Annotated in this window: 23 protein-coding genes; 15 read left to right on the forward strand and 8 right to left on the reverse strand. The window is 50.2% G+C overall.

The window, feature by feature from the left end; translation table 11 throughout:
* Positions 1-231: 231 nt before the first annotated feature.
* The 7 genes from rimM to EKM75_RS12890 all read left to right on the forward strand — a co-directional run bounded on the left by rimM (position 232) and on the right by EKM75_RS12890 (position 4,969).
* Positions 232-750 carry a ribosome maturation factor RimM gene (gene rimM, locus EKM75_RS04825; RefSeq protein WP_125692565.1) on the forward strand — a complete coding sequence of 173 codons (519 nt, stop codon included), beginning with the start codon at positions 232-234 and terminating at the stop codon, positions 748-750.
* Complete coding sequence (trmD, locus tag EKM75_RS04830) at positions 750-1,529, forward strand: tRNA (guanosine(37)-N1)-methyltransferase TrmD (RefSeq protein WP_125684007.1); 780 nt, start codon at positions 750-752, stop codon at positions 1,527-1,529. The genes rimM and trmD overlap by 1 nt, the downstream gene beginning before the upstream one ends.
* A gap of 112 nt (positions 1,530-1,641) precedes the next feature.
* On the forward strand, positions 1,642-1,998 hold the full coding sequence (gene rplS, locus EKM75_RS04835) for a 50S ribosomal protein L19 (protein WP_125684004.1): 357 nt from the start codon (positions 1,642-1,644) through the stop codon (positions 1,996-1,998).
* 173 nt (positions 1,999-2,171) lie between these two features.
* On the forward strand, positions 2,172-2,633 hold the full coding sequence (locus tag EKM75_RS04840) for a hypothetical protein (RefSeq protein WP_125692567.1): 462 nt from the start codon (positions 2,172-2,174) through the stop codon (positions 2,631-2,633).
* Between the two features lie 31 nt (positions 2,634-2,664).
* Complete coding sequence (locus tag EKM75_RS04845) at positions 2,665-3,132, forward strand: hypothetical protein (RefSeq protein ID WP_125692568.1); 468 nt, start codon at positions 2,665-2,667, stop codon at positions 3,130-3,132.
* Positions 3,133-3,455: 323 nt separating this feature from the next.
* A complete protein-coding gene (locus tag EKM75_RS04850; protein WP_125692569.1) occupies positions 3,456-3,800 on the forward strand; it encodes a hypothetical protein in 345 nt (114 codons plus the stop codon).
* Positions 3,801-4,033: 233 nt separating this feature from the next.
* Positions 4,034-4,969 carry a hypothetical protein gene (locus EKM75_RS12890; RefSeq protein ID WP_225426660.1) on the forward strand — a complete coding sequence of 312 codons (936 nt, stop codon included), beginning with the start codon at positions 4,034-4,036 and terminating at the stop codon, positions 4,967-4,969.
* 154 nt (positions 4,970-5,123) lie between these two features.
* On the opposite strand, the gene EKM75_RS04860 is transcribed toward EKM75_RS12890, so the two are convergent.
* Entirely contained in the window at positions 5,124-5,396 is a 273-nt protein-coding gene (locus EKM75_RS04860; RefSeq protein WP_125683996.1) for a hypothetical protein, read from the reverse strand.
* Positions 5,397-5,732: 336 nt separating this feature from the next.
* Between EKM75_RS04860 and EKM75_RS04865 the strand changes: the two genes are divergently transcribed.
* The 3 genes from EKM75_RS04865 to EKM75_RS04875 all read left to right on the forward strand — a co-directional run bounded on the left by EKM75_RS04865 (position 5,733) and on the right by EKM75_RS04875 (position 9,412).
* The gene (locus tag EKM75_RS04865) at positions 5,733-6,551 is read left to right on the forward strand and encodes a serine hydrolase (RefSeq protein WP_125692570.1); all 819 of its coding nucleotides are present in this window, start codon (positions 5,733-5,735) and stop codon (positions 6,549-6,551) included.
* Between the two features lie 459 nt (positions 6,552-7,010).
* A complete protein-coding gene (locus EKM75_RS04870; RefSeq protein ID WP_125692571.1) occupies positions 7,011-7,295 on the forward strand; it encodes an LlsX family protein in 285 nt (94 codons plus the stop codon).
* Between the two features lie 113 nt (positions 7,296-7,408).
* Positions 7,409-9,412, forward strand: a complete 2,004-nt coding sequence (locus EKM75_RS04875) for a KUP/HAK/KT family potassium transporter (RefSeq protein WP_125692573.1) — start codon at positions 7,409-7,411, stop codon at positions 9,410-9,412.
* A gap of 364 nt (positions 9,413-9,776) precedes the next feature.
* Here the strand turns inward: EKM75_RS04875 and yjeM are convergent, their stop codons facing one another.
* Positions 9,777-11,288 (reverse strand): glutamate/gamma-aminobutyrate family transporter YjeM, encoded by a 1,512-nt coding sequence (gene yjeM, locus EKM75_RS04880; protein ID WP_125692575.1) that lies wholly within the window; start codon positions 11,286-11,288, stop codon positions 9,777-9,779.
* Between the two features lie 54 nt (positions 11,289-11,342).
* A complete protein-coding gene (locus EKM75_RS04885; protein WP_125692576.1) occupies positions 11,343-12,758 on the reverse strand; it encodes a C69 family dipeptidase in 1,416 nt (471 codons plus the stop codon).
* A 276-nt stretch (positions 12,759-13,034) separates the two neighbouring features.
* Here EKM75_RS04885 and EKM75_RS04890 point away from each other — a divergent pair, with 276 nt between their 5' ends.
* From EKM75_RS04890 to glpK, 3 genes are all read left to right on the forward strand, one after another.
* Positions 13,035-13,931: a YitT family protein gene (locus EKM75_RS04890; protein WP_125692578.1), complete on the forward strand. Its 897-nt coding sequence runs from the start codon at positions 13,035-13,037 to the stop codon at positions 13,929-13,931.
* Between the two features lie 70 nt (positions 13,932-14,001).
* Positions 14,002-14,190, forward strand: a complete 189-nt coding sequence (locus tag EKM75_RS04895; protein WP_011667624.1) for a 2-hydroxymuconate tautomerase — start codon at positions 14,002-14,004, stop codon at positions 14,188-14,190.
* Between the two features lie 174 nt (positions 14,191-14,364).
* A complete protein-coding gene (gene glpK / locus EKM75_RS04900) occupies positions 14,365-15,867 on the forward strand; it encodes a glycerol kinase GlpK (protein WP_125683982.1) in 1,503 nt (500 codons plus the stop codon).
* Positions 15,868-16,652: 785 nt separating this feature from the next.
* Here glpK and EKM75_RS04905 read toward each other — a convergent pair.
* Positions 16,653-17,465, reverse strand: coding sequence for a Cof-type HAD-IIB family hydrolase (locus tag EKM75_RS04905; RefSeq protein ID WP_125692580.1), 813 nt, complete (start codon positions 17,463-17,465; stop codon positions 16,653-16,655).
* Between the two features lie 223 nt (positions 17,466-17,688).
* Between EKM75_RS04905 and EKM75_RS04910 the strand changes: the two genes are divergently transcribed.
* Positions 17,689-19,056, forward strand: a complete 1,368-nt coding sequence (locus tag EKM75_RS04910; RefSeq protein ID WP_125692582.1) for an RsmF rRNA methyltransferase first C-terminal domain-containing protein — start codon at positions 17,689-17,691, stop codon at positions 19,054-19,056.
* Between the two features lie 286 nt (positions 19,057-19,342).
* Here the strand turns inward: EKM75_RS04910 and fni are convergent, their stop codons facing one another.
* Genes fni through mvk form a run of 4 tightly spaced genes read right to left on the reverse strand, consistent with a single transcriptional unit; the run spans position 19,343 to position 23,430 of the window.
* Positions 19,343-20,380, reverse strand: coding sequence for a type 2 isopentenyl-diphosphate Delta-isomerase (gene fni / locus EKM75_RS04915; RefSeq protein ID WP_125692584.1), 1,038 nt, complete (start codon positions 20,378-20,380; stop codon positions 19,343-19,345).
* A gap of 13 nt (positions 20,381-20,393) precedes the next feature.
* On the reverse strand, positions 20,394-21,467 hold the full coding sequence (locus EKM75_RS04920; RefSeq protein ID WP_125692586.1) for a phosphomevalonate kinase: 1,074 nt from the start codon (positions 21,465-21,467) through the stop codon (positions 20,394-20,396).
* A gap of 35 nt (positions 21,468-21,502) precedes the next feature.
* Positions 21,503-22,486: a diphosphomevalonate decarboxylase gene (mvaD, locus tag EKM75_RS04925; RefSeq protein ID WP_125692588.1), complete on the reverse strand. Its 984-nt coding sequence runs from the start codon at positions 22,484-22,486 to the stop codon at positions 21,503-21,505.
* The gene (mvk, locus tag EKM75_RS04930; protein WP_125692590.1) at positions 22,483-23,430 is read right to left on the reverse strand and encodes a mevalonate kinase; all 948 of its coding nucleotides are present in this window, start codon (positions 23,428-23,430) and stop codon (positions 22,483-22,485) included. The genes mvaD and mvk overlap by 4 nt, the downstream gene beginning before the upstream one ends.
* A 291-nt stretch (positions 23,431-23,721) precedes the next feature.
* Between mvk and EKM75_RS04935 the strand changes: the two genes are divergently transcribed.
* Complete coding sequence (locus EKM75_RS04935) at positions 23,722-24,006, forward strand: hypothetical protein (RefSeq protein ID WP_125692592.1); 285 nt, start codon at positions 23,722-23,724, stop codon at positions 24,004-24,006.
* The last annotated feature ends 345 nt before the right edge of the window (positions 24,007-24,351 follow it).

Raw genomic sequence — 24,351 nt, forward strand, 5'->3', positions numbered from 1 at the left:
CGCCCACGGCCTAGGCTAGCAAAAAAACGCTAGCCAACGCCGTTTTCACAGTTGGCACCACCCCTGGCGGCCGGAAAGGCAAGGGATACGACTGAGTTGGCTAATTGGTATTTGCAAAGTTTCAACCTTTAGATCACAACTAAAAATAACGTATTTCAAATAATTAAATGTGGTGGGACGAGTTAGTTTGCACCATTCGTAGATAAATAAACGACTAAGGAGGCCAATCATATGGCTTATTATACGGTGGGAACCATCGTAAACACCCACGGCATCAAGGGTGAGGTCCGGATCATTGCGACCACGGACTTCCCTGAGAGCCGCTTCGCTGTTGGTTCAACTCTGTACGCCTTTCAAAAAGGGCAGAGTAAACCAGTTACGCTGACGGTTGCCACAATGCGCAAGCACAAGAACTTCTATCTGTTAGGATTTGAAGGCAAACCATCGATCAATGACGTGGAAATTTACAAACAAAGCACGTTGAAGGTGACTGACAACGAGTTAGAAACCGCTGATTTACAACCCGGCGAATACTACTATCACCAAATCGTGGGGCTTAAGGTCGTTACTGAAGACGGTGAAGAGTTGGGCGAAATCAAGGAAATCTTGTCACCAGGGGCGAACGACGTTTGGGTCGTTGCGCGTCCTGGGAAGGATGACCTGTTGCTGCCTAAGATCGACGACGTTGTGAAAAAAGTCGACCTTGACGCTGGTCAAGTGATCGTTGAATTAATGGAGGGACTCGAGTAATGCGGATTGATGTGTTAAGCCTATTTCCGGATATGTTCTCTGGTCCTATGCACGACTCCATCGTTGGCAAGGCCATTGAAAATGGTCATTTGACCATGCCCGTTACCAACTTTCGGGATTATTCAACGAACAAGCACGGTAACGTAGACGATTACCCATTTGGTGGGGGCGCAGGAATGTTGCTCCAACCACAACCCATCTTCGATGCTTTAAAGGCGACCGAGGAACAGGCGGCGGCTGAGGGTTTGCCTAAGGGCCGGGTTATTCTGTTGGATCCAGCCGGCGTGACGTTCAATCAACACGTGGCCGAAGAGTTTGCCCACGAGGAACATTTAACCTTCCTGTGCGGCCACTACGAGGGCTATGACGAACGGATTCGGACACTGGTGACGGATGAGGTTTCCTTAGGAGACTTCGTGTTGACCGGGGGCGAACTGGCATCCATGGTCATGATTGACGCCACGGTGCGGTTATTGCCTGGTGTGCTGGGCAATTCTGAATCAGCACCCGGCGATTCTTTCTCATCAGGCTTGCTGGAATACCCGCAATATACGCGGCCAGCGGACTTCCGAGGAATGAAGGTACCCGATGTGTTGATCAGTGGGAATCACGGTAAAATCGACGAATGGCGCGATAAGGAAGCCCTACGGCGGACGTATCAACGTCGGCCCGATTTGATTGACCACCGTCGACTCACGACGCAGCAGAAGCATTTGCTGGCGGACGTTCGGATCGAAGAGGAAGAACGTCAGGCTGCTGAGAAGGAGTCAAGAAAATAACCTTTACAGGCATTTTCGGATATGGTACACTTACTTTTGGCTGTTTAGCCACAGAAACAACATTCCGCTGTCGAAACTGAGAATGAATGTTGGCGAAAGGATAGAATATATTATGCGCCAAAACAATTTAATTGCTAAGATCAACCAAGAACAATTACGGGACGATGTTCCAGATTTCCGTGCCGGAGACACTGTTCGGGTTCACGCCCGGATCGTCGAAGGTACCCGCGAACGTATCCAATTGTTCGAAGGTGTCGTAATCAAGCGTAAGGGTGCTGGTATCCAAGCAGCTTACACTGTACGTAAGATCAGTAACGGTGTCGGTGTGGAACGGATCTTCCCATTACACTCCCCACGTGTTGCTAAAATTGACGTTATTCGTCAAGGTCGTGTACGTCGTGCTAAGCTCTACTACCTCCGTGAACTTAACGGTAAGGCAGCGCGGATTCCAGAACGCCGTCGCAACTAGTACCATTCAGAAACACCAGTCGTTTACGCGACTGGTGTTTTTTTTGTAAAACATAAGCGATTGTTGCAATTTTTGAAGGCTAAATGTCAAACTATGTCGTGACGATTGCGTATAATAAGCAAGTAAGCCTAGCTACACAGCAATACATAGCGTTATGAAGGAGACGACGATTCATGAATTGGAATAGATTTAAGCTTGGTGGCGGATTGGCACTAATACTCGGGCTGGTGCTCGCAGTGGCACCGGTGGCCCCGGCTAAAGCGGCTAAGACGTTGCCGGGTGCGTATACCCATACGACGCCAGTCAAGGCGCGGGGGACTTGGTACACGCACATCAAGCATGCGGACTACCTCAAGACGGTGGTCAAGAAGCATACCGTGACTTGGTCGTTCAAGGCCAAGCGGTCGGCTAGTTGGAAACGGTGGCGGCGGCTGACGGGTAAGCATCTGTATGTCTATCGTTTCAACCTGACGGAGGGTCCCACAACGTTACATATGTTTGGGTTCTATGCGGCCAAGGAAAAGGGCAATGCGTTTCATTTTATGGTGACGCGCAAAGTCAAAGGTAAGACGATTCCCGTCATGGTGGATGCTAACGGGAGTGAGAACTACCATGCCTGGAAGAACGTCAAATAGAATAGATACGTAAAGAATGGAGAGAAGTTAGATGATGAAAAAGATTAGTCACTTAATGATCGGTGTCGTAGCGTTATTTGTGGGTTTGGGATTGGCGTTAGCAGTGACGTCGACGGCCAGTGCTGAGAAGACCAATATTCCGGGACCATACTCCCGGTCAACGCCAGTTAAGGCGCACGGGACTTGGTATGGGAAGCTGCCGTATATCCATTATCGAAAGTTGATTGTTAAAAAGCATTCGGTCACCTGGTATGAGAAGGATAAGCGCGCAGGGGCTTGGAAGAAAACGCGGCATCTGAAAAATGGTCACTTGTTCGTACGGCACGATAAGATAAGACTACATAAGAAGACGCGGGCCATATTTGGATTCTACTCGGCTAACCAGGATGACGCTGACTTCAACTATTTATCGACAAAACGGGTTAAGGGTAAGAAGGTCCGCGTGATGATTAGTGGGAATGGTGGTACTTACTACCATTCTTGGAAGAACGTGAAGTAAGACCTGGTTAACGCCGGCTTTTGCCTTGCTGATTTTGGCAGAAGTCGATAGTAATTAAAAACTTACGGACTTCGACCTCGAACTGGTGTCAGCTACTATTGACTAGAGAAAATGAAAAGGTTAAGGTTGGTGGAGCGAGGAGCCTAGCCACTATGGGCTTATTTTTGTGATTAACGTGCCTTCTCAACAAGGTCCAAGTTACAAACTTCTAAAAGCTGTTCTTGCATCAAGACGAAGGTCTCTTTCATTAGGAATATTTAAAATAATTGAATTTTTAACTTTCTTATTTTCATATTAACGACGGGGAAAGTGGTGAGAAATCATTGAATACGCGTAGGAAAAAGATTTTTAAGCGATTTGCTATCGTTCTAATTGTCGTCGTGGTGCTGGTGCCGGTTCTCTTTGTACCTTATACGCCAACGAATGCGGTTCGATTGTCTATTTTAGAAAATGGGCACCCGATTGCGGCCATTTTGTCCGGACCAAGTAAGCTTCCTAACTCGGAACATAAGTACTACAGTGGGCGTAAAAAGCAGCTATATTATCAAATTAATGTTCCCTTTTCTACAGAAAGTGCGGACGTTGATGTGTTAGTGGTGAATAAGATTTCTAAGCCTTCCTTTTATGATAAATATATTGCGGCGCCTTCATATGCATTGGGGCCATAGATTGGAAGTAAAGCCTAAAATCTTATGTGATTGGTTAGTCAGTCTTGCCGTAAATAAGTCGACTTTTTCGGGTTACACTGAAGTGAACGCTTGCCTTTACGGGTGAGTGCTTTTTTTGCGGGGAAATCAGACTTAGAGATGATTTATTAGCAAATTGTCCCGGTTGAATCATCCCACAATATAGTAAGGACTTCCATGTAGTGATAAGCTTACATTAATAGGAGGATGGGGATATGAGAAATTTAACATGGATTCAAGGAATAATTGTCGTCGGTGTTAGTGTAGGAATGCTAGGAGCCATGAGTGTTTCGGCATCCGCCAATAGTCAATATTCGGCGGCTAGATCTAACTCGGTCCGTCTGGTTTGGCGCAAGAGTATGAAACAACATGCTTACACCGCAACACAGGGTGCTCGGTATTCTAAACATTTGGGGGTTCGTTACAGTAATAATGATGTCACGCCAACCGTGACGTGGTACACGGACGCTCACGAGAAACTTTATAAAAAGTACCAAGGCCATTCAACTATCTACTATCACGTTAAAAGTGCAGATGGCTCCTTACAGGGTTGGATCTGGCGAGGGTATTTAAAAAAGGTAAATGCGACAAAGAACGTAACCACTAACGCAACAATTCCTGTGACAGGCAAGACCGCCGACTATGATGCACTGGCTAAGAATGCCATTCTCAACATGGGTGGTGGCGCTAAACCAGATCCTCAAACAATGCAGATGGCTAAGTCAATCTTGAACAAGATCCTTAATAGTCATGTTCATTTTTTGACGCAAGCAGAGGCCTATCCTGATAGTTCTGCGGCGGCAAATGACAATGATGTGGTCCTTGGGGATGTGACCGCTGACAATCTTAATACGGCCAGCGAAAAGTACATGTTTAATCTGCTGAAGAGTTACGGAATTGACGGGGCAGGTTATGGAGCTAAAAAGGCCGATTCAAGCTTCTTTATGTTAAATAAGATGAACGCGAATGATACTTTACATACTTATTTTGATCCTTCTTCCGATTTTTATGGTCAACAAGGACTAACGCGCAAAAACTTCTTTGTTCAAGCAAAAATTGGGGTGGCAATGGCGAAGGGGACTGATGGGCGAACGGCCATGTTTGCGATGTTCCGCTATCCTGCTAAGTATGCGAAATTAGTTGCGGATTAAGTGAGTAAGCATTATTAGTGACGGCTTTGTCTAAATGATTTTGGCAATAACTGTTAGTAACATGATAAAAAAAGGACTAAGAAATTCTGAAAACAATTTCTTAGTCCATTTTTTTATTGATTGTCTTTAATAGAATTCCTCAAGCAGATGGTAGTTATTGTAGTCCCATAAACAGGAAAATAAAAGCCAGTTGCAGGACTAAAATCGAATAGGTTTCGGCCTCACGATAGAGGCGATTCAACGTCATCCCACAAATCGTCAGTAAGGCAGATATGGTAAAGATACCGGCTGCCAGTCTGGAGATTATTGGCATAATCCGGTCTGGAACTGGAATCACTAAGCAGACGCCCACGGCTAATAGAATGTAAAAATCAATGAATCCAATGCGCATTAACTCTTTTAAGCTTGGGTGTAGTATTCGAGTCATTTTCCCAACTTCTTCCCTGGAATTGCTGAATGGTCGAGCGAACCTTCCCCCGTTGTTTGACCATTAGAACTCGATGATAAAATTTAATAACGTTTAAAGTATACGCTTGGCGTAGTTGGTTATCAAGATGTGGTCTCACATAAATAGAAAGTGCGTAGGATTAATCTTTCTGCAATTAGGCTACCACTGAAACGATATTGCAGCTAATATATTTTTCACCTATAATTAAATCATTATAAATAGCGTATTTAAGATGAATGCTGCTCGGTGACCATTTAGCCTTGGATCATTTAGCTAAGGGGTTCATATACCGGTATTATCGTAAGGAGCAAATAAATGAGACGATTAAAGTTAGGGTTACTAGTTTTCTTATTAGCGAGTTTGTTATGGCCGGCAATTGGGGTTCAGGCTAAGGCGAAGACTGCTCAGCCAGCCACCATTCAAAAAATGATTAAACGGGATATGCGGGCCACTCACGGACGCTGGTCGGTCAAGGTCACACGGTTAGGCAAGCATCCCTTGGCAGTGACCACGGGTAATCAGCGGGTTCGTGGCCAACGTTCAGCCAGTACCATTAAGGTGTTCGTCATGCTCACAGTTTTTAAGCGCGTGCAGCAGCATAAGTTGACGCTGACGGCGGCCACCAAGACTGACCTAAAGCGGATGATTCACAATTCGGATAATGCGGCGACCAACCGATTGATTCACAAGTTGGGTGGGTTCAAGCGGGTCAATCAAACGATGAAAAAGTATGGCTTTACGCATTCCCATCTGCGACGCTACATGATGGATACGCGGGCCTTAGCCAAGGGGCACGATAACTACACGTCGGTGGCCGATTTGAGCCAATTTCTTAGTAAGACCTATCGGCATCAATTACTAGGTAAGACGTACGACAACCGGATGCTGACGCTGTTACGGCACTGTCGCAACCATTCCAAGCTTCCTAAGCTAGTCAAACACGCAACGGTCTTCAACAAGACTGGTGAATATCCGGATAAGGGTGTTCAGAATGATGCCAGTCTTTTTCGGACCAAGCACGGTGTCTATACCATCGTGGTCATGGCACAGCAGGGGAATCAAGCACAACAGTACCGGGGGATGAACCGGCTGGGACGCGATGTGGTGGCTTACTTGAACGGTCACCGGGGATGAGCTTGGTTCGTAAACAATGTTGGTGTGGGGTCGTGAGTACATAAGTTTAAGATTGTAAGTATTAAATATTTATTGGTCAGATGGTAAAACGATATAGAGTCTTCGGACAGTTGACAGTTCTGCCAGACTATCAGTTTCTTTTGGCAATAATCAGTGTAAGGCGGAGGCGGTCAGAGTGCGACTAATACCGGTTTTTTGGACTTTTTTCAAATAACCCTTGACGAAACCCGATTTTTCCTGTATAGTTGTATATTAGAGTTTAAGAGATGCTAATAAAGGATTCAGAGAGATTGTTTAGCAAGCCGGAGTTTCTTAGCTTTCAGAACCGCTCGCCCATTCGTAGGAATGGGGAGCGGTTCTTTTTTTGTTTGTTAAGCGATTAACGACAACATTACATGGTACTCGCAATCAGTGAAAATGGCGGGTAGTCTAGCCCTTAATCGAGGGGGAGGACGACTCATGAAACATCGGTTGATTCGATTAAGTATTGAAGGACTAGCTAGTTTCTTGATCATCACGGTCTTATTGTCGATAAGTATCTCTGGGGCTTACGCCTACGTACACGCTGAACACATGAACACGTATACCTTGAATATTTTTGGTTTGGGGTTTTATCGGATTTTTCACTCGGCAGGTAAAATCAGTGGGGCGACACTCACTCGGGGAATGAGTATCATCTGGCTGGTGGGGGCGGTAACGCTCTGGAGTCTCAGCGAATGGCGCCACCACTGGATTTCACGGTGACCCAATCTTGACGCCCCACATTCGGTTAGTGACTGACGTAATTACTACTGAATGTTTGGGGTTCTTGGTGATTTAGCCTATCATGGGCCTCGAATCGAGTAGGGGGCGAGTTCATGAAATCCACGACACAGCGGTTGTCCGCTCTGGGGATGTTGATGACCCTGGGCATTGTGTACGGGGACATTGGGACGTCACCATTGTACGTGATGAACGCCATTATCGGTGCGGCCGGTCACCAGGAAATGACGACCAGCACGCCCGTAATGTTGGGGAGCATTTCGCTGATCTTCTGGACGTTGATGCTGATTACGACGATTAAATATATCTTACTAGCTATGCGGGCCGATAACCGCCATGAGGGGGGCATCTTTGCCCTCTACGCTTTGGTGCGCAACCATATGTGTTGGCTGATTATTCCCGCACTGATCGGTGGCGCGGCACTGTTAGCGGATGGGACGCTCACCCCGGCCGTGACTGTGACCTCGGCAATTGAAGGCCTGAAAGGGCAGACGCTGGGGCCGTTCCATTTTAGTGCCACGCAGGGCTGGGTCTTGGCGGTGGTGACGGGCATTCTGCTGGGGCTCTTCTTAATTCAGCGCTTTGGGACGGAACTGATTGGGTGGTCGTTTGGCCCCCTGATGTTCATCTGGTTCGGGTTTATCGGTGCCGTCGGGTTGGTCAATCTGCTGACGGTGCCGACATTGTTGCGGGCGTTGTCGCCGCTGTACGCGGTCCAGTTTCTATTTAGTCCCATTAATCGGCAGGGTATCTTTATCCTGGGGAGCGTCTTTCTGGCAACCACTGGGGCCGAGGCGCTGTACTCAGACATGGGTCAGGTGGGCAAACGTAACATCTACGGTACCTGGCCGTTCGTGTACCTAACGTTGATGTTAAGTTATCTGGGTCAAGGGGCCTGGGTGATCCGTCATCCGATCCAACTCATGGCGACCCGGTCGGTCAATCCGTTCTACGCGATGGTTCCCACTCGCTGGCGGTTGTTTGCCATTGTGATTGCCACGCTGGCGGCCATCATTGCGTCGCAAGCGTTGATTACGGGGTCCTTCACGCTCGTTCATGAAGCCATGGGTCTCAAATTGTTGCCGCGCCTCCGAATCAAATTTCCCGGTCACGTGAAGAGCCAACTGTACATTAGCACCGTGAACTGGCTATTGTGTGCGATTACCCTGACGATTGTCTGGTATTTCCGCACGTCTAGTCACATGGAGGCGGCCTACGGGTTGGCCATCACGGTGACTATGTTGATGACGACGGTGCTCCTGCACGCGTTTCTCCGCAAGCGGCATCATAAGGTGTTGGCACGGGCATTCATCGTCTGTTTTGGCCTTTTAGAAAGTCTGTTCCTCTTGGCCAGCTTGGTTAAATTCGTCCACGGTGGGTACGTCACGTTGATTATTACCCTGCTTATCCTGACGGTCATGGTGTTCTGGTATTACGGCAATCGCCGCAGAGACGCCCACCTGGAGGAAAAGGAGGACGTGTCCTTGCTGGACTTCTTGCCACAGCTGCAGGCATTAAGTCAGGACGAAAACGTGCCCCCGTTTGCGACGAATCTGGTTTACCTGAGCAATGTGGCGGACGACTACGCTATCAAGCGGGCGGTTATTTATTCCATTCTTGATCAGCAGCCTAAACGCGCGCGGGTCTACTGGTTTGTGACGGTAAATGAGGCGGACACGCCCTATGAGTGCTCGTACACCGTGGAGTCGCTGGGGACGCGCAATGTGATGAACGTGCAACTATTCCTAGGCTTCAAGAAGCCGCAACGGCTTAACGTCTATCTGCGCCAAATCGTCAATGACTTGTTGGCGGAGGGGGTGCTGGACGACCAGGCGCCGCGATACTCTAGTATGCCGGAACGGCGAGTTGGCAACTTTAAATTTGTTATCTTAAATCAGGAATTTCAGGACTTGGGTGTCCAGGGCAATCTGCCAACGTTAGACCGATTACTGATTGGCGGCCGGTTGTTGCTACAGCGAATCACGTTGTCACCTAAGCGCTGGTATGGATTGGAATTTAGCGATGTGGTCGAAGAGAAAGTTCCCTTGTTTATTGGGCAAACGCCAGACCGAACTCTCCGGCGTCGCGGGCAGAGATAGATGGTTGGTTGTGCTCCGGCGGCCAGGGATTGTGGGGACGCTTCAGCCGAAGAGCGGGCTTCTCGCTCGATTTGAAGCCACGGAAACCCCGTGTCTTCAAAGTCGCTCGTGGTGTAAACTGGCAAAATCATTTAACACCACCTCCGGCTCTGAATGTGTTTTGGTGTAATCGGAGCTGAAGGGTTGTATGTATCCATTTATGATGGACTACCTGATAATAAATTAGTGAGCAATAAACCTCTATTTAAGCCGAGAGGTTGCCAGCTCACACTAGGTGGCTAAATTTGCATAGTTAAGTTAAAAATTTCTTCTAAAAAGGGGGTCACGACAACAGTCGTGACCCCCTAAAATATTTAATTATGAATTAATCTTCGTCTGTAGCGGTCTTACTGTTAGCTGAACGCTTTTGGGCGTTGTAGTAGAAGATCCAAGCCACAGCTCCGAAGAAGATTGGGCCGATAATGGTCCAGAAGGCCGTCATGTAATCGTGATCCATGATGGGTTCCAGGCAGGTGAAGCCAATCCCACCGACCAAGATGATCAGCACGACCGTCACAATGAGGTTCGTCCAGAATTTATTCTTAAAGACTTCAAATGGTCGTTCCAAGTCGGTCCGACGCTTGAAGAATGGGAAGGCCCCAATCAAGAACAGGTATGGGAAGGACGTTGAAACGTTCCCCATGTCGGTCAGAATCAAGTAGAACTTGTTGGCGGCGTTCCCACCAAAGGCAACGAAGAAGATGAAGATGGCAACCACGATGGCTTGTAGCCACATGGAGAAGGCTGGCATCCCCACGGCGTTTAACTTCGTCATCCGCTTTGGCCAGAGCTCTGGTGAAGATCCCATGATGAAGGACTTCAGTGGTGAGTAGACCAGCACGAAGAAGGAACCTAAGTAACCCATGAACATGCTTAACCCGGTCAACCGCGCTAAACTGTGACCAATGATAACGGCCGTCCCGTTAGACAGGTGCATGGCGTGACCAAGCACGAGCCCCAAGTTGTTCATCAGAACGTAGGTGATGTTTCCCAGGTTGACTTGGTTCTTACCCAAGACGTCGCCCCAGTTAGCACTGATCCCCCAGAGGAAGATGGACAGTGAGTACATAATCGTAATGGCAATCGTGGAGATGATCAACCCCTTAGGGAATGTCTTTTCAGGCTTCTCCATGGAGTCGGTGATGCCCCCCATAGATTCCATCCCGGCGTAGGCAAAGACGGCGTAGGTGACAAACGACATCAAGGCCATGGGTGAAGAGAATTGTGGATTAGGTGAGGCGATGAAACTGTGAATCCCATTGATGGGTTCAGCCAAGTGACCGCCATTTAAAATTAAAATGACAAAACTGGCAATGATAAAGATCCCGGTCAAGAACATGACGAACAGTCCACCTAAAGCGGAAATGCGAGCCACGGAGCTAACCCCCTGGGTGGCGAAGAAGGTCACCGCCAGGATCCAGACGATACCGAGCAAACCAATCGTTTGCGTCGAGGTCAGTCCTAAGAAGGACCAAGTCTGCGTCTGGTCGCTCCCAGAAATCAACGTGGAAAGGGGGATCCAAACCTTCGTCGACGTGGAAAGCATCCAGATGATCCAGGATGATAACCAGATGAAGGTCCCAATGAAGGCCCACTTTTCACCGATCGAACCGGTCAACCAGGAATAGATTCCACCCCGAGCTTCTTTGAAGGCGGACCCATATTCGGCCAGCATCAAAGCACTCGGTAGGAAGAACAGTAAGGCAGCGAGGACGTACCAGATGATACTGGCATAGCCCATTTGGTCGTAGGCCACGGTCGTGTTGGCAAAACCGTAGATGGCCGAGAAAATCATTAAGATCAGACTAGATAGTCCAATCTTCTTTTTATTAGTCATGTGTATAATATCTCCCATTTATATGTGGTGAAGGGGGGTAACCCTTACCCGTGTTTATAAGTTCAAATCCTGATGATAATTGAGTGGCCCAAGGTCCGTTGCTTGAGTGATCAACGTTGCAGCCAAGTCACGATAACGTTGAATTCCCAATGCAGCGTTCGTGGCTCCCTGTTGCGTCAAGTAGTCGCTCAGCTCGGAACCGTGCAGGCGTTGGCCGACCCGGTCCGTTTGTTGCACGGACTGTTTAAAGGCGATACGGAGGTCCTTTTGCACGGCACTAACCGTTGGCCAAGCCTCGTGGTAGTGCGCGTCGGTCAGGACACTGATCAGCTTGTAGACCCAGTAAGCGGAATCTGCGTCATAGGTCTCCTTACCCAAGTGATAGGCCGCCGGGGTACTTGTGATACCGGCGTAGAATGGGACGTAGACGCTTTGCGCAGCGACCCCCATTGCCAACCACTGAATACCGGCTAACGCTGGGTCCATGTTGGGCCGCAGCTGCAGGACGTGGGATTCCTGAGTCTTAGCCAGGCTGATTGGACGGAAGCGGTGTTTTTCTGCCGGTGTGCCATTTCCCACGGGATCAAACGGTGTTTCTTCGTAATGGCTACTCAGGTAGGCCTGGGCGTCATCGACGGAAAGCAACCGATCGGCGTATTGAATGAAGGGGAGGTCGAACGACTGGGGTTCAGCGTTGACACTAGGCGTCAGCGTTTTCTGACCGTACCAGACCCGCGGGGTATTGTAGTAGAGATCCGACTGATCCTGGGTCCCGAAGATGTCACGCCAAATGAAGCCGTGACTGTGCGGGTTCAGGTGGTTGGTGGCCACGAATTCCTGCAGGTGGCGGGCAAACATGAAGTTGTCGGCGTCGTTGAAGTCAATGGCTTGAATGGCCATCTGATTGGCAACGACGGCGTACCCGTTAGCGGGGATGCGTTGAGCGACCCAGTAGTGGCCCGCACCGGTTTCGAGGTACCAAGCTTCGGTCTGGTCGGCAAATAGAATCCCGTTTGATTCGCAGGTGCCGTAATGCTCGATCAATTGTCCCAACCGAGTGACCCCTTCACGGGCGGTGTGAATATAAGGAAGAACCACGGTCACCATGGCTTCTTCACCGATACCATCCTTGACCAGGGGGTCGGCGCCCAGCACCCGTTCGTTAGAATAGGTACTTTCGGTCGCACTCATGGCGACACCGTATTCGTTGAAGCCATCCTCTTCGAACAGGCCAAACTTGGTCGTCCATTCGGGCGTCGCCGTGTACTTGGCTGCATGGTCAGGTAGTGGCATGGTAAACCCGTTGTCCGTGCTGGTAAAGGTCTGCGGCGTCGGCGCCGTTTGAGCCGGGTGAACGACAAAGTGTTTAGGCCAAGCCGCCTTCGCATCTTCGTTACGGCCAATGATGACCGAGCCGTCCATGGTTGCTTGGGGACCAATTAAAATACTCGTACAAGCGGAATAATTCATGGGAGCGCTCCTTTCAATGTCTGAATAAAATCACGTTCTCTATTCTAGCATTTTTAGCGGGAATTGCGGCTGTTTTACAAGGATTATTTTATAAGTTTGCTTGATTTCACGATAAAAATAAATATTTATACACCGAATACGCGGGTAATCTCGGGATTTTGGGGAAAAGGTTCCGGAAACTGTCTGAGAAAAGTGTTCGGTTTCGCTAGTAAAGCCGGGGGTGTTGTGGTTAAATGAGTAGGATAAAGCAAGAGAAGAAAGGGGCATACGAAAAGCATGAAGTTTAATCTTCGTAAGCGAGAAGTTGGGAAAAACGTTCTGATTGTGGTGTTCGCGTCCGTGATTAACGTGGTTGCCTTGAACGACTTTCTGATTCCTGGGAAAATATTCAGTGCCGGGATCAATGGTATTGCCCAAATTGTGGCAATGTTGTTGGATACTGCGGGTGTTCACCTCAGTACCGGTTGGTTTATCTTACTCTTCAACATTCCCATTGGGTTGTTGGGGTGGTTCAAGGTTGGCCGGAGCTTCACATTTTATTCCATCCTGGTTGCCCTGCTGACGTCCATCTTGGCAATTGTCATGCCGGTGGTCAACATCTCGGATAACCCGCTGCTAGGGGCCTTGTTTGGGGGTATTTTGACCGGTGTCGGGGTGGCCTACCCACTGAAGAATGGTTTCTCGACTGGTGGGATGGATATCGTGGCGGTCGTGCTGGAGAAGACGACCGGTCGAACGATAGGGACGCTGATGATGGCCATTAACTTTGCCATCGTTCTGGTTGCTGGTGCCTTATTCGGCTGGCAAAGCGCCCTGTACACCATCATTTCCATCTACGCGATGTCACGGGTTGTTGACAGCATTCACACGCGTCACCAAAAGCTGACGGCTTTCATCGTAACGACCAAGCAAGACGAGGTGATTACGCAGCTGAATTCAACGCTGATTCGGGGAATTACGGTGATCCCTTCGTTTGGGGCGTACACGCGGACGGACGGCGCAGTCTTGATGACGGTTATTTCGCGGTATGAACTTTATACATTGGAGCGGTCGGTGAAGGAAGTTGATGAACACGCTTTCGTCAACTTGGTCAACACCGTCGATATTGAAGGAAACTTCTACAACGAAAAGGAACAGTTGAAATTGCGACAAACCTCACAGGAAAGTAAGTAGTGGTGATTGCCTCTCTGTATAAGTAACGTTATAATGATGTATATACTGAATATAGAAGGGGACGAGTTTCATGCCAATCGTTAACATCGATTTAATTGCCGGTCGCTCACAGGACCAATTGAAGGCCCTCGTTCAGGACGTTACTACCGCAGTTACCAAGAATACGGGTGCGCCAGCTGAACACGTTCACGTCATCTTACGGGAGATGCAACCCAACCGTTACGGGGTTGCTGGCGTTCTTAAGAGCGACGAAAAGTAAAAAATATTTGTGAAAACTTATAAACCGCCACCAACCCTGTTAAATCGGAGTTGATGGCGGTTTCATTTTTAAAAAAGTTTGGCGTTAGCGTGACTTTTCGGTATACTGGTAACAAGTGTGAAATCACGGCAGAAATCGGCCGTTGCTAACAACGAATGAATGGAGAGTCGAACGATGAATGATCAACAATACATGATGGCAATTGACGAAGGGACGACGAGTACCCGGGCTATTTTATTCGACCGGCACGGCCAGATTGCTGGACAGGCACAACGGGAGTTTCATCAATACTTCCCCCAACCAGGTTGGGTCGAACATGACGCCAACGAAATCTGGAACGCAGTGCAATCTGTTATTTCCGATGCGTTGATTGATTCCGACGTGCAACCCTACAAGGTGCGCGGTATCGGGATCACCAACCAACGGGAAACGGCAATCATTTGGGACAAGAAGACTGGCGAGCCCATCTACCACGCGGTCGTTTGGCAATCAAAGCAAACCAGTGAAATCGCTGACCGTCTGAAGGACGAAGGTTACCAAGAAAAGATCCATCAGAAGACGGGATTGGTGATCGACTCGTACTTCTCCGCGACTAAGATTCGCTGGATCTTAGACCACGTCCCCGGGTCACAGGAACGTGCTGAACGCGGTGAACTGCTATTTGGGACCATTGATACCTGGATTCTTTGGAAGCTCACGGGTGGGCGGGTACACGCCACCGACTACACGAATGCTAGTCGGACCATGTTGTACAACATTCACGACTTGAAGTGGGATGACGACATCTTAAGCTGGTTGGATATTCCAGCTGCGATGTTGCCAGACGTTCGCTCATCTTCTGAAATTTACGGTTATACCGCTGGTTACACGTTCTCCGGTGTGCAAGTGCCAATTGCCGGAATCGCTGGGGACCAACAGGCGGCCTTATTCGGGCAAACGGCCTTTGATAAAGGGATGATCAAGAACACTTACGGGACCGGGGCGTTCATCGTGATGAACACTGGGACCGAACCAACGCTGTCTCACAACGGGTTACTGACCACGATTGCCTATGGTTTGAATGGTGAGGTCACTTACGCGCTGGAAGGGTCCATCTTCGTTGCGGGTTCTGCTATTCAATGGTTACGTGATGGGATGCGGTTCTTTGAACACGCCAGCGAATCGGAAAAGATGGCCGTGGATGCCAAGACGACTGGAAACGTGTACGTTGTGCCCGCCTTTACTGGGTTGGGTGCTCCATACTGGAACCAGGAAACACGGGGGGCTGTCTTTGGCCTGACTCGTGGGACCACCCGGGAACAGTTTGTCCGGGCCACGGTTGAAGCGATTGCGTACCAGACGCGAGACGTGGTGGACACCATGAGCGCCGAAACGGGGCTGGACCTCCAGTCGCTGAGCGTCGATGGTGGGGCCGCTAACAACGACTTCTTGATGCAGTTCCAGGCGGACATTCTGAATACGCCAATCAAACGGGCAGCCATCAACGAAACGACCGCTTTAGGGGCCGCTTACCTGGCTGGTTTGGCCGTTGGTTTCTGGCCAGACATGGACACTATCCGGAAGATGCACGAGTCACGTGATGAATTCGTTCCTAAGATGGACGAAGATAAGCGGGCTCACTGCTACCGTGGGTGGCAAGCCGCTATCAAGGCTACCCAAGCTTTTGAACAAGATTAACCTTTAATTTTAACCAGTTGGCGCTACTTGCGTCGGCTGGTTTTTTATTTTCGACTACGGTTGGCCAGGGCGGCGCCCCGCTGTGGGGACCGAGGAAAGCCTGAGGAGCGGTCTTTCCTCTCGACTTTGGGCCTCGGATAGTCCCCGAGTCCCAAAGCTCGTCCCACGGTGTAGATTGACCCAAAACGTCAATCAACACCGTCGACACTGCGAGGCGTCACCCTGGCCAACCTCCGTCTTAGACTGATCGTTGGTGTACATATGGGTAATTATTGGTATGACGTGTTTGGACAGTATTACCAAGATTACTAAATGGTCGGAACCAGGGTAAACTGGATTTTGATTGATTAACTGCAAATTTGTTGCACGGATTTTATCAGCGATACTATTAGTAGTCAGTGATGAAATTGATTTAGTCTTCTCATTGTGGCGTAGATGGAACCCATTCAGAACGGAGGCGGCCAGGGGTGGGCCGCTGTGAAAATGGCGTTAGCTAGTGATTTTCTAGCGTACGGCATGGGCGACTTTGAAGGCAGGTGGGCTTTTCGTGGCTTCAAATCGAGCGGGAAGCCCGTTCTCTGGTTGGAGCGTCCCTCACAGCAGGTCTGCCCCTGGCCGCCGGCGTGAGTATTACGTCAAATTTCGTTTTAATCCACAAGGTAAATTACAGGGTGAAACGAAAGTGGGTGACAAATTACGGCTGGATTTCGTTAGTAAGAGTATGGGAACAAAAAACACGACACCGCCCCAACAATTGTCGGATCGGTGTCGTGCTAAGTAGTGGCCTATTCAGCCAATTTTAAATAGTTTTCCAAGTAGTTTGCCAGGCCGTCGTGGTCGTTATCTAACGTTGTCACGTCCTGAGCCAGGTTCTTGATGGGGGTTGTGGCATTTTGCATGGCCACGCCCCAACCCGCGTAGTCAATCATGGCCGAATCGTTGTGTTCGTCACCAAAAGCAACAATGTTCTTCCGTTCCACGTGGAAGTGGTGAGCTAGAACTTCAACCCCCGTGGCTTTTTGTACACCCTTGGCGCCCAGTTCCACTACGGAGTTCGGGCCACCCCAAGGAGCTGCGTCAATTTCGTCACCAAAGTTCAGGTTCAAGTAGCTGAGCAGGTGTTCCTGATGACTACGGTCGACAGCGATGGTTAAGCTGGTCGGGTTTTCTAATAATGTCTTCTGGTTGAGGATCTGGTTACTCTGCAAGACGGAAGGGAAGAAACCCACTTCCACCGGTTGATCCCGTACGGCCAAGAAGAGGTTCTTACCCTCAGCGGCAATCATGTTGATGCCAAGTTCTTGACGATGAGCCAACAGGTCTAGTGCAATCTCCTTGTTGAACGTATACTGGTATTCATCACGCCAATGGTGGTGGGGGATGTGCCCCAGGCTACCATTAAAGTTGATCATGGGACTGTCCAGTTGTAACTCGTCATAAATGTCGGCAGAGATTCGGTTTGGACGGCCAGTTACGATGCTGACGTAGTGACCGGCTTCGCGCGCTTTGGTCAGCACAGCTTTGGTTTTCGGGCTGATTTGAGACGCCGCGTTCAGGGTGGTACCATCCAAGTCAATGGCAATTAATTTGCGTTCCATAGAGAACACCTCACAATGTATTTTATATTTAAGTCGCGCATTTTTAAAATAAACTAGCCCTTTCAATTTACCATAGTTTGTCAGAAGTTGCGACTATTTCACTTCCCAGTAGAGTAGAGTTCCGGCCTAAAAACGGGTATAATAAGTGAGTTGAAAATGGTTAAAAGACATATATTGCTATATACAAATAGTTAGTTGCAACTAACAAAATGGAGGAATAACGGTGAATCTACCTGAAGACTTTATCACGAAATACCGGGGCCTCTTGGGTGACCAAGCGGACGACTTCTTCGCTAGCTTTGACACGGAGAGCCTGTCTGGTTACCGGGTCAACCCAGCGCATCATCACTTACCTGAACGGCTTACGGCGACACCAGCGGTGCCATATGAAGCCCTAGGCCACTATGGGACTGTCAGTGGGCGGAGCCTGATGCATCAAAGCGGGGCCGTATACAGTCAGGAGCCGAGTGCCATGTTTGTTGGCGCTACTGCGGCGCCAACCCCGGGTGAACGGGTGTTGGACCTCTGTGCAGCTCCTGGTGGCAAGACCACCCATTTGGCCAGTTACTTGCACGGGACCGGGTTACTGGTCACCAATGAAATCAATCGCAAACGGGTCAAAGTGCTGGCAGAAAACGTGGAACGGTTTGGGGTACAATCGGCCGTCATTTTGAACGAGTCGCCAGAACGCCTGAGTCCCGTTTTTCCAGATTACTTTGATAAGGTCCTGGTGGACGCTCCCTGTTCTGGGGAAGGCATGTTTCGGAAGGATCCGGACGCCATGTCGTATTGGTCTCTGGATTACGTACAGGAATGTGCTGATCGGCAACAACAGATCATGACTGAGGCCTTGAAGATGGTCAAGCCGGGTGGGCAATTGATTTACTCGACCTGCACCTTTGCTCCAGAAGAGGACGAACAAATGATGGCGTGGGTCCTTGAAAACTTCCCCGAATTTCATCTAGTTCCAATCGAAAAGACCGGTGGCGTGATCGACGCTAAACCTGAATGGGCGGATGGCAATCCAGAACTGACTAAGGCAGCCCGCCTGTTTCCACACTTGATGAACGGGGAAGGACACTTTGTGGCCAAACTCGAACGCGATGAGGTTGCGGCAACTGCACCCCGGGGTGCTGCTAAGCTGGGGACGCCATTGACCAGTGATCAAAAGAAACTGTGGCAGGCATTTGCTCAGGACGTTTTAGGCCAGTCACTGACCGGCAACTTAGTGACGGTAAAGGATCAGCTGTTCTTGACGCCAACGGACCTGCCTAATTTGAAACGATGCCACGTCTTTCGGCCGGGACTTCACCTGGGAACGTTTAAGAAGAACCGGTTCGAACCAGCGTACGCCTTAGCCTTGGCCAGTGACACGGCCCAGGTCAAACAAACATTGGCTATCACGGATGAACAGTGGCGGGCGTGGGTCCATGGTGAGACCTTCACGCTGACTGAAGCTCCTAGCAAGGGGTGGTACCTCCTGACGTCGCAAGATCAACCAGTTGGTTTTGGGAAGGTAGTTGGTCAGACGGTGAAGAATTTCTTCCCCAAGGGCCTCCGGTTTACCGTGTACGATACTGATTTGAATTAGTTTAATTCATTGTGACAGTAACGTGTAGTCTAGCATGTTTTGCCGGCTTCATGGTTTTCTACTGTCTGCTGCTACCAGTCAATCTATTATCAGTCAATTGTAATAGTGATACGAGTAAACCTGCTGGGTGATTGTATTAACGTCGCAATCAGAGTCGGAGGCTACCTCCCCGGCCGCCGAAGTACGACCGATTTACGACACTAATTTGCCACGTAACAATTTAATTGATCAATACAAAAAGGGCTATTCCGGTAAAACCAGAATAGCCCTTTCGCTAATCATAAGTTTAATAATCAAGGTGACGTTGGGCACAATAGCTCAGCAATTCGGGTGACAGTAAGAGCCGCTGTTGCCGTAATTCCGCCAAATTGCGGGTACCAAGTAATGTCATGATCCGTTTCAAGCCCGTCTGCCAATTTTGAAGCATGGTGATGGTGGCGTCTTCGTCGGTTCGTAAGAGACTATGTAGCACTTGACCGGCGCTGCCGACGACACTGGCACCTAAGGCCAGTGCCTTGGCAGCGTCTAGTGGGTGACGAACACCACCAGTAGCGATGACCTGTTGTTGCGGAACGCTACGGGCTTCTAACAGTGATTCGACGGTTGACTGCCCCCAGCCAGCCAGGTAGGTCAGTTCCTTGTCTGGTCGCCGGAAGTTTTCAATCTGGGCAAAGTTGGTACCGCCACGACCACCGAGATCAACGTAGGCCACGCCGACATCAGCCAGTCGTTCGAGAGTTTCACTGGCCATGCCGAAGCCGACTTCCTTCACAATGACGGGGACATTCAGTGCGGCTACCGTTTCACCAATACCATCTAACCAGTGGAAGGAACGGTCACCCTCAGGCATGACTAATTCCTGAGCGGTGTTGATGTGCAATTCCAAGGCGTTGGCGGCTAACATGTCGACCACCGCTTGTGCCTGGGCGGTCGTGTGTCCGGCACCAATGTTGGCGAAGACCACACCGTCCGGATTATTTTCCCGTAACGGGGTAAACGTGGCAATCGCTGCGTCATCCTTCAAGGCGATGCTCTGGGAGCCACTCGCGACGGGCATCCCCGTGGCGGCGGCGATGCGACCCAAGGCAGCGTTGACCTTCCCAGTGCGGGGACTACCACCGGTCATGGCTTCGATCATCAATGGCACCGGCAGGGTCAGCGGCCCTAGCTGCGTGGTGAAATCCACGTCGCTTACCGCCATTTCAGGCAGGCCCTGGTGAACGAACCGTAGCTGATCAAATTGACTATCTGCCGTGGGCGTATAGAATTTTTCTGCGAGCGACAAGTGTTCATCCTTGCGGTGGGCGTGACGTGAAATTTCCATGGCGGTCTCCTAACTATTCAATAACGTTGTGGACGTTGAGTTTGAGTGGTTCAATGCCGCGGCCTTCCCATTCATGTAACAGGTGGGCGAGGTCCTTGGCGGCGTTAATGATGACGATTCCGCAATCGCCACCACCGGCTCCAGAGGACTTGGCCGCTCCGCCGATGTGTTCAGCAATGTCACACATGGTCTTCAGCAACGTGGTTTCAATCGTCACGTGGCTGAGGGTGGCAAGTCGGTTCAACAGTTGTCGGTTAACGGCAATCTCGTGTTGAATGGCGTCGAGGTCTTGGTCGTGAAATCCACCGATCATGCGTTGCAGACACTCGCGACTTTCGCGCAGAAAGGCGTGGTAGTCCTTGCGACGAGTGGCTTTGAACAGGGAAATCTTGTCCACCAAGTGGGAGGTGGAGGCGGGGGTCCCGGTCCAACCAATCATTAGGCGTAGGGATTCTGGCGGGGTCAATAATTCAACTTCTAAGCCGGGCCAGTTGGCATCCAGCAGTTGTTCCAGGGAGAGTTCCCGGCGCGCTGAGGCTAACCAGTCGTGATCGAAGGCCTGGTAGGCAATCCAACCACCGTAAACGGAGGCGGCGATGTCACCCAGCGACCCATTTCCTTGGACGTCCAGATGGGCAATGGCGGACAGCTTGAAGAGCCGGTCCTTACTCATGGGAATGTCGTAGAACTGACAAAGGGCTTTCACGGTAGCGACAGTGACGGCGGCAGAGGAGCCTAACCCGTACTTTTTCCCGTCGGCGCTGTCGAGGTCACTGTTGACGTTTAAGTGATAGATGGCCAGGGGTTTGCCCAGAGTTTGTGCATACAGTTCCGTCAAATGAATGGCCGACAGGATGTAGTGAAAGGGATTGTCCCGATTGTCAAAAATAAGCTCGGTTCCCTGGCGTTGCCAGTAAAGGGAGTTCTCTTGGTATTGTTTGGATGCAATGCGTCCATAGTCCTGACTGGGCGTGATCGTGACCGTGACAAATTGGTTGAGGGCGACGATGATCGCCGGATATCCTGGTTCAACCACGGCGTATTCGCCAGCAATATAGAGTTTTCCGGGTGCTTGCGCGGAAATCAAAGAATCAAGTCCCTTCTGTGACTAATAGATATTTTTTAAAGTGTGGATTGTAAGTTAATGCCCGGTCCCGGGTGGGCAACGACAACACTATCGGCGCCAAATTGCGCCTTAAAGCGTTCCGTGATCACGGGGAGGTCCGGGGTTTGACAGAAGACCTTGACGTTCGGACCAGCGTCCAACGTGTAGTAACAGGCAACACCCTGTTCCCGTAAAGTTTGGACGGTGGCCATAGCAGCCAACGTCTCACCGTTGAAATAACTGTACGGTGGGTTGGCACTCAACGTGAGGGCGTGCATCCGCATAGCGTTCGCCTCTAAGATCTCACCCATCGTGGTAAAGTCGCGCGCCTGAATCGCCGGCTTGATGGCTGCCAAATCTTGGTTGACCACGTTTTTCCAGGCCGGATAGTACGGTGAGGTCATCACGCTGCTTTGCATACCTTGCGTGGAGCTGACCTTCTTCTGCCGGGCGTCCAGCACGAGGGCCACCACGGCAATCGGCCAGTCGACTGTCTCTTCAAACGGTTCGGCGTAGGAACTGTGGTCGTCCGTGCCCGCGTGCCATTCGGCAAAGCCGCCGAAGATGGAGCGCGTTGCGGACCCAGACCCCCGTCGTGCCAACCGCGAGAGGTCCGTCCGCGAGAGGTTGAGCCCAGCAGCTTGACTGGCTGCACCGGCTAAGGCCGCAAAAGCGGAGGCCGAGGATGCAAGCCCCGCTGCGGTCGGCACGTGATTGGTGGAGTCAACGCGGGCAAAGGCAGTTTGTCCGGAACGCTGGCGCACGAGGTCTAAGAAGTTATGGACCTTGTGTCCCGCCTGCGCTGTCAGACGCTGACCGTTCAGTGTGATTTCATCCTGAGTCAGGCTGGCATCGAATGCGACGGACGTATCCGTATAGAATTGATCCAAGGTGAGGGACAGGCTGCTAGTCTGTGGCAGCATGAGCTTCGTGTCCGCTTTGCCCCAATACTTGATCAACGCAATGTTGGTGTGTGCTCGCGCGGTGGCCGCTGCGTTCATTGGGGTTCCTCCTCAAGGTTAAAGGCTTCTGTCCAGGTCTCGGTGGCGCCGGCGGCTAAGAGGGCCGTTTTGACGCGTCGAGTTGTGGCTAAATCGGGGCACAGGGCAATTAAACATCCACCCATACCGCCACCGGTCAATTTAGCGCCCAGGGCGCCGTTGCTTCTGGCAACTTGGGTCAACTGGTCAAGTTCCGGCGAACTCACGCCAAGACCTTTCAACTGGGTCTGAGCGGTCGTGAGAATCTGACCGAGTTGTGTCAAATTGGGTGTGGCTAAGGCTGTACGGGCTTCGTGACTCAACTGACCCAAGGTGTCGATTTGTTGCTGAGTCTCTTGTGGAAAGGTGACCCGGCGTCGGGCAACTGCGGCGACCGCTTGGCCCGTTTGTCCCTTGATACCACTGTCGGCAATGACCAGGTAGCCCTGTAGTGTGAAGGGAATCTGCAAGGTTTCCTGGTGGGGTACGAACCAGACGGGGACGGGGGAACTGACCGTAGCGGCGTCAATACCACTGGGATTACCATGGGTAATTTTTTCGGCGATACCGGCCGTGGCGAGTAATTGTTCCCGGTTCAGCGGCCGGTCAAAGAATTGATACATGGCACGGGTAATGGCCACCGCCACGGCAGCGGAGGAGCCCATGCCACGTTCGGCAGGCAAATCGCTGGTAATGGTCATGTTAAAAGCCTGCTCCTGACCGTCGAAGCGGTCGAGCAGGACACTGATCAATTTAGCGACGCCCGCCAGGTTTTGGCCCATTTGGGAAATGGGTCCGTCGAAATAGCGACTGTTTAGAGTTTGCCCCGTCGTGGTCGTCGTCATGACGACCGTAGTGGTGACGGAAGGCAGGGGGAGAGCGATTGCCGGCTGACCGTAGACAACGCTGTGGTCCCCGATGAGAATAATTTTGGCATTACTTTTCCCGATAGCCGTTCTACCCAAGTTATCTCGCTCGCTTTCTTCATCGATTTTATCTACCAGAATATCATACTCTACTGATTGCGGTTGTGCTAGTTTTGCAGATTAAAAACGTTAAAACAACGAAAAATTAACTCTTTCTATAGAAATAACACTAACTTTTGTTGGTTAACCTTTTTAACCAATTGGTCGCATTGATTGTCGTCACTGGCCGCTACCGGTCACCAGGGAGGGCCCCCGCTGTAGGTTAGCTAAAAAACACTAACCAACACCGTCGACACGGCGCGGCCCCTCCCTGGCAACTGATGGCTTTTGGTGGCGGGACTCAAGATTGCTCGTGTTACTTGGGCTGAAAAGCCATCCGTTAAGGGTGGAGAGTATGACATTTTGCAGATTAGTAAGAAAAAGTTGGTTTTTGATGACAATACGCCAAGTATGACGCATTTGAAGTATAAGAAGTTGGGCAAACATTGGTATAAATTCCGTCGCTACAACGGTGAGACTCGTCGAAACCAATCAATGTCAACGATGCACTTTGTTAGTGCTCATCACGTAACTTTCAATGATTTTGGCAATCACATTAGTCTATACAAAAAGTAAAAATAGTTTAAGACAGGTTTTGCGATATTTGGGAGCCTTGCTGTGTCTGGTGGCTAACATTGAGGACTTTAGATTGCCCATGGCGGACATATGTTAGCCACCAGTCAAATATGAAAAAATACTATCCAAGGTGAAGGTGGTCAGGTACGGAGCCCGTGGTGGCCCTGTTAGGCCAAGCGGGCTACTTGGGCTTACAGGGCAAGGACGAGCTTTAAGACTCGAACTTTGAGGCTTAAAGTCGAGCCTAAAGACCGCTTCGCAGGCTTTAGGCGGTCCCACAGGCGTAGCACCTGACCACCGAACCGGCTAACCACAACAAATCTGAATTCTAAACTAGAAATCCAG

It is taken from the genome of Levilactobacillus tongjiangensis, from assembly GCF_003946345.1.
Classification (GTDB): domain Bacteria; phylum Bacillota; class Bacilli; order Lactobacillales; family Lactobacillaceae; genus Levilactobacillus; species Levilactobacillus tongjiangensis.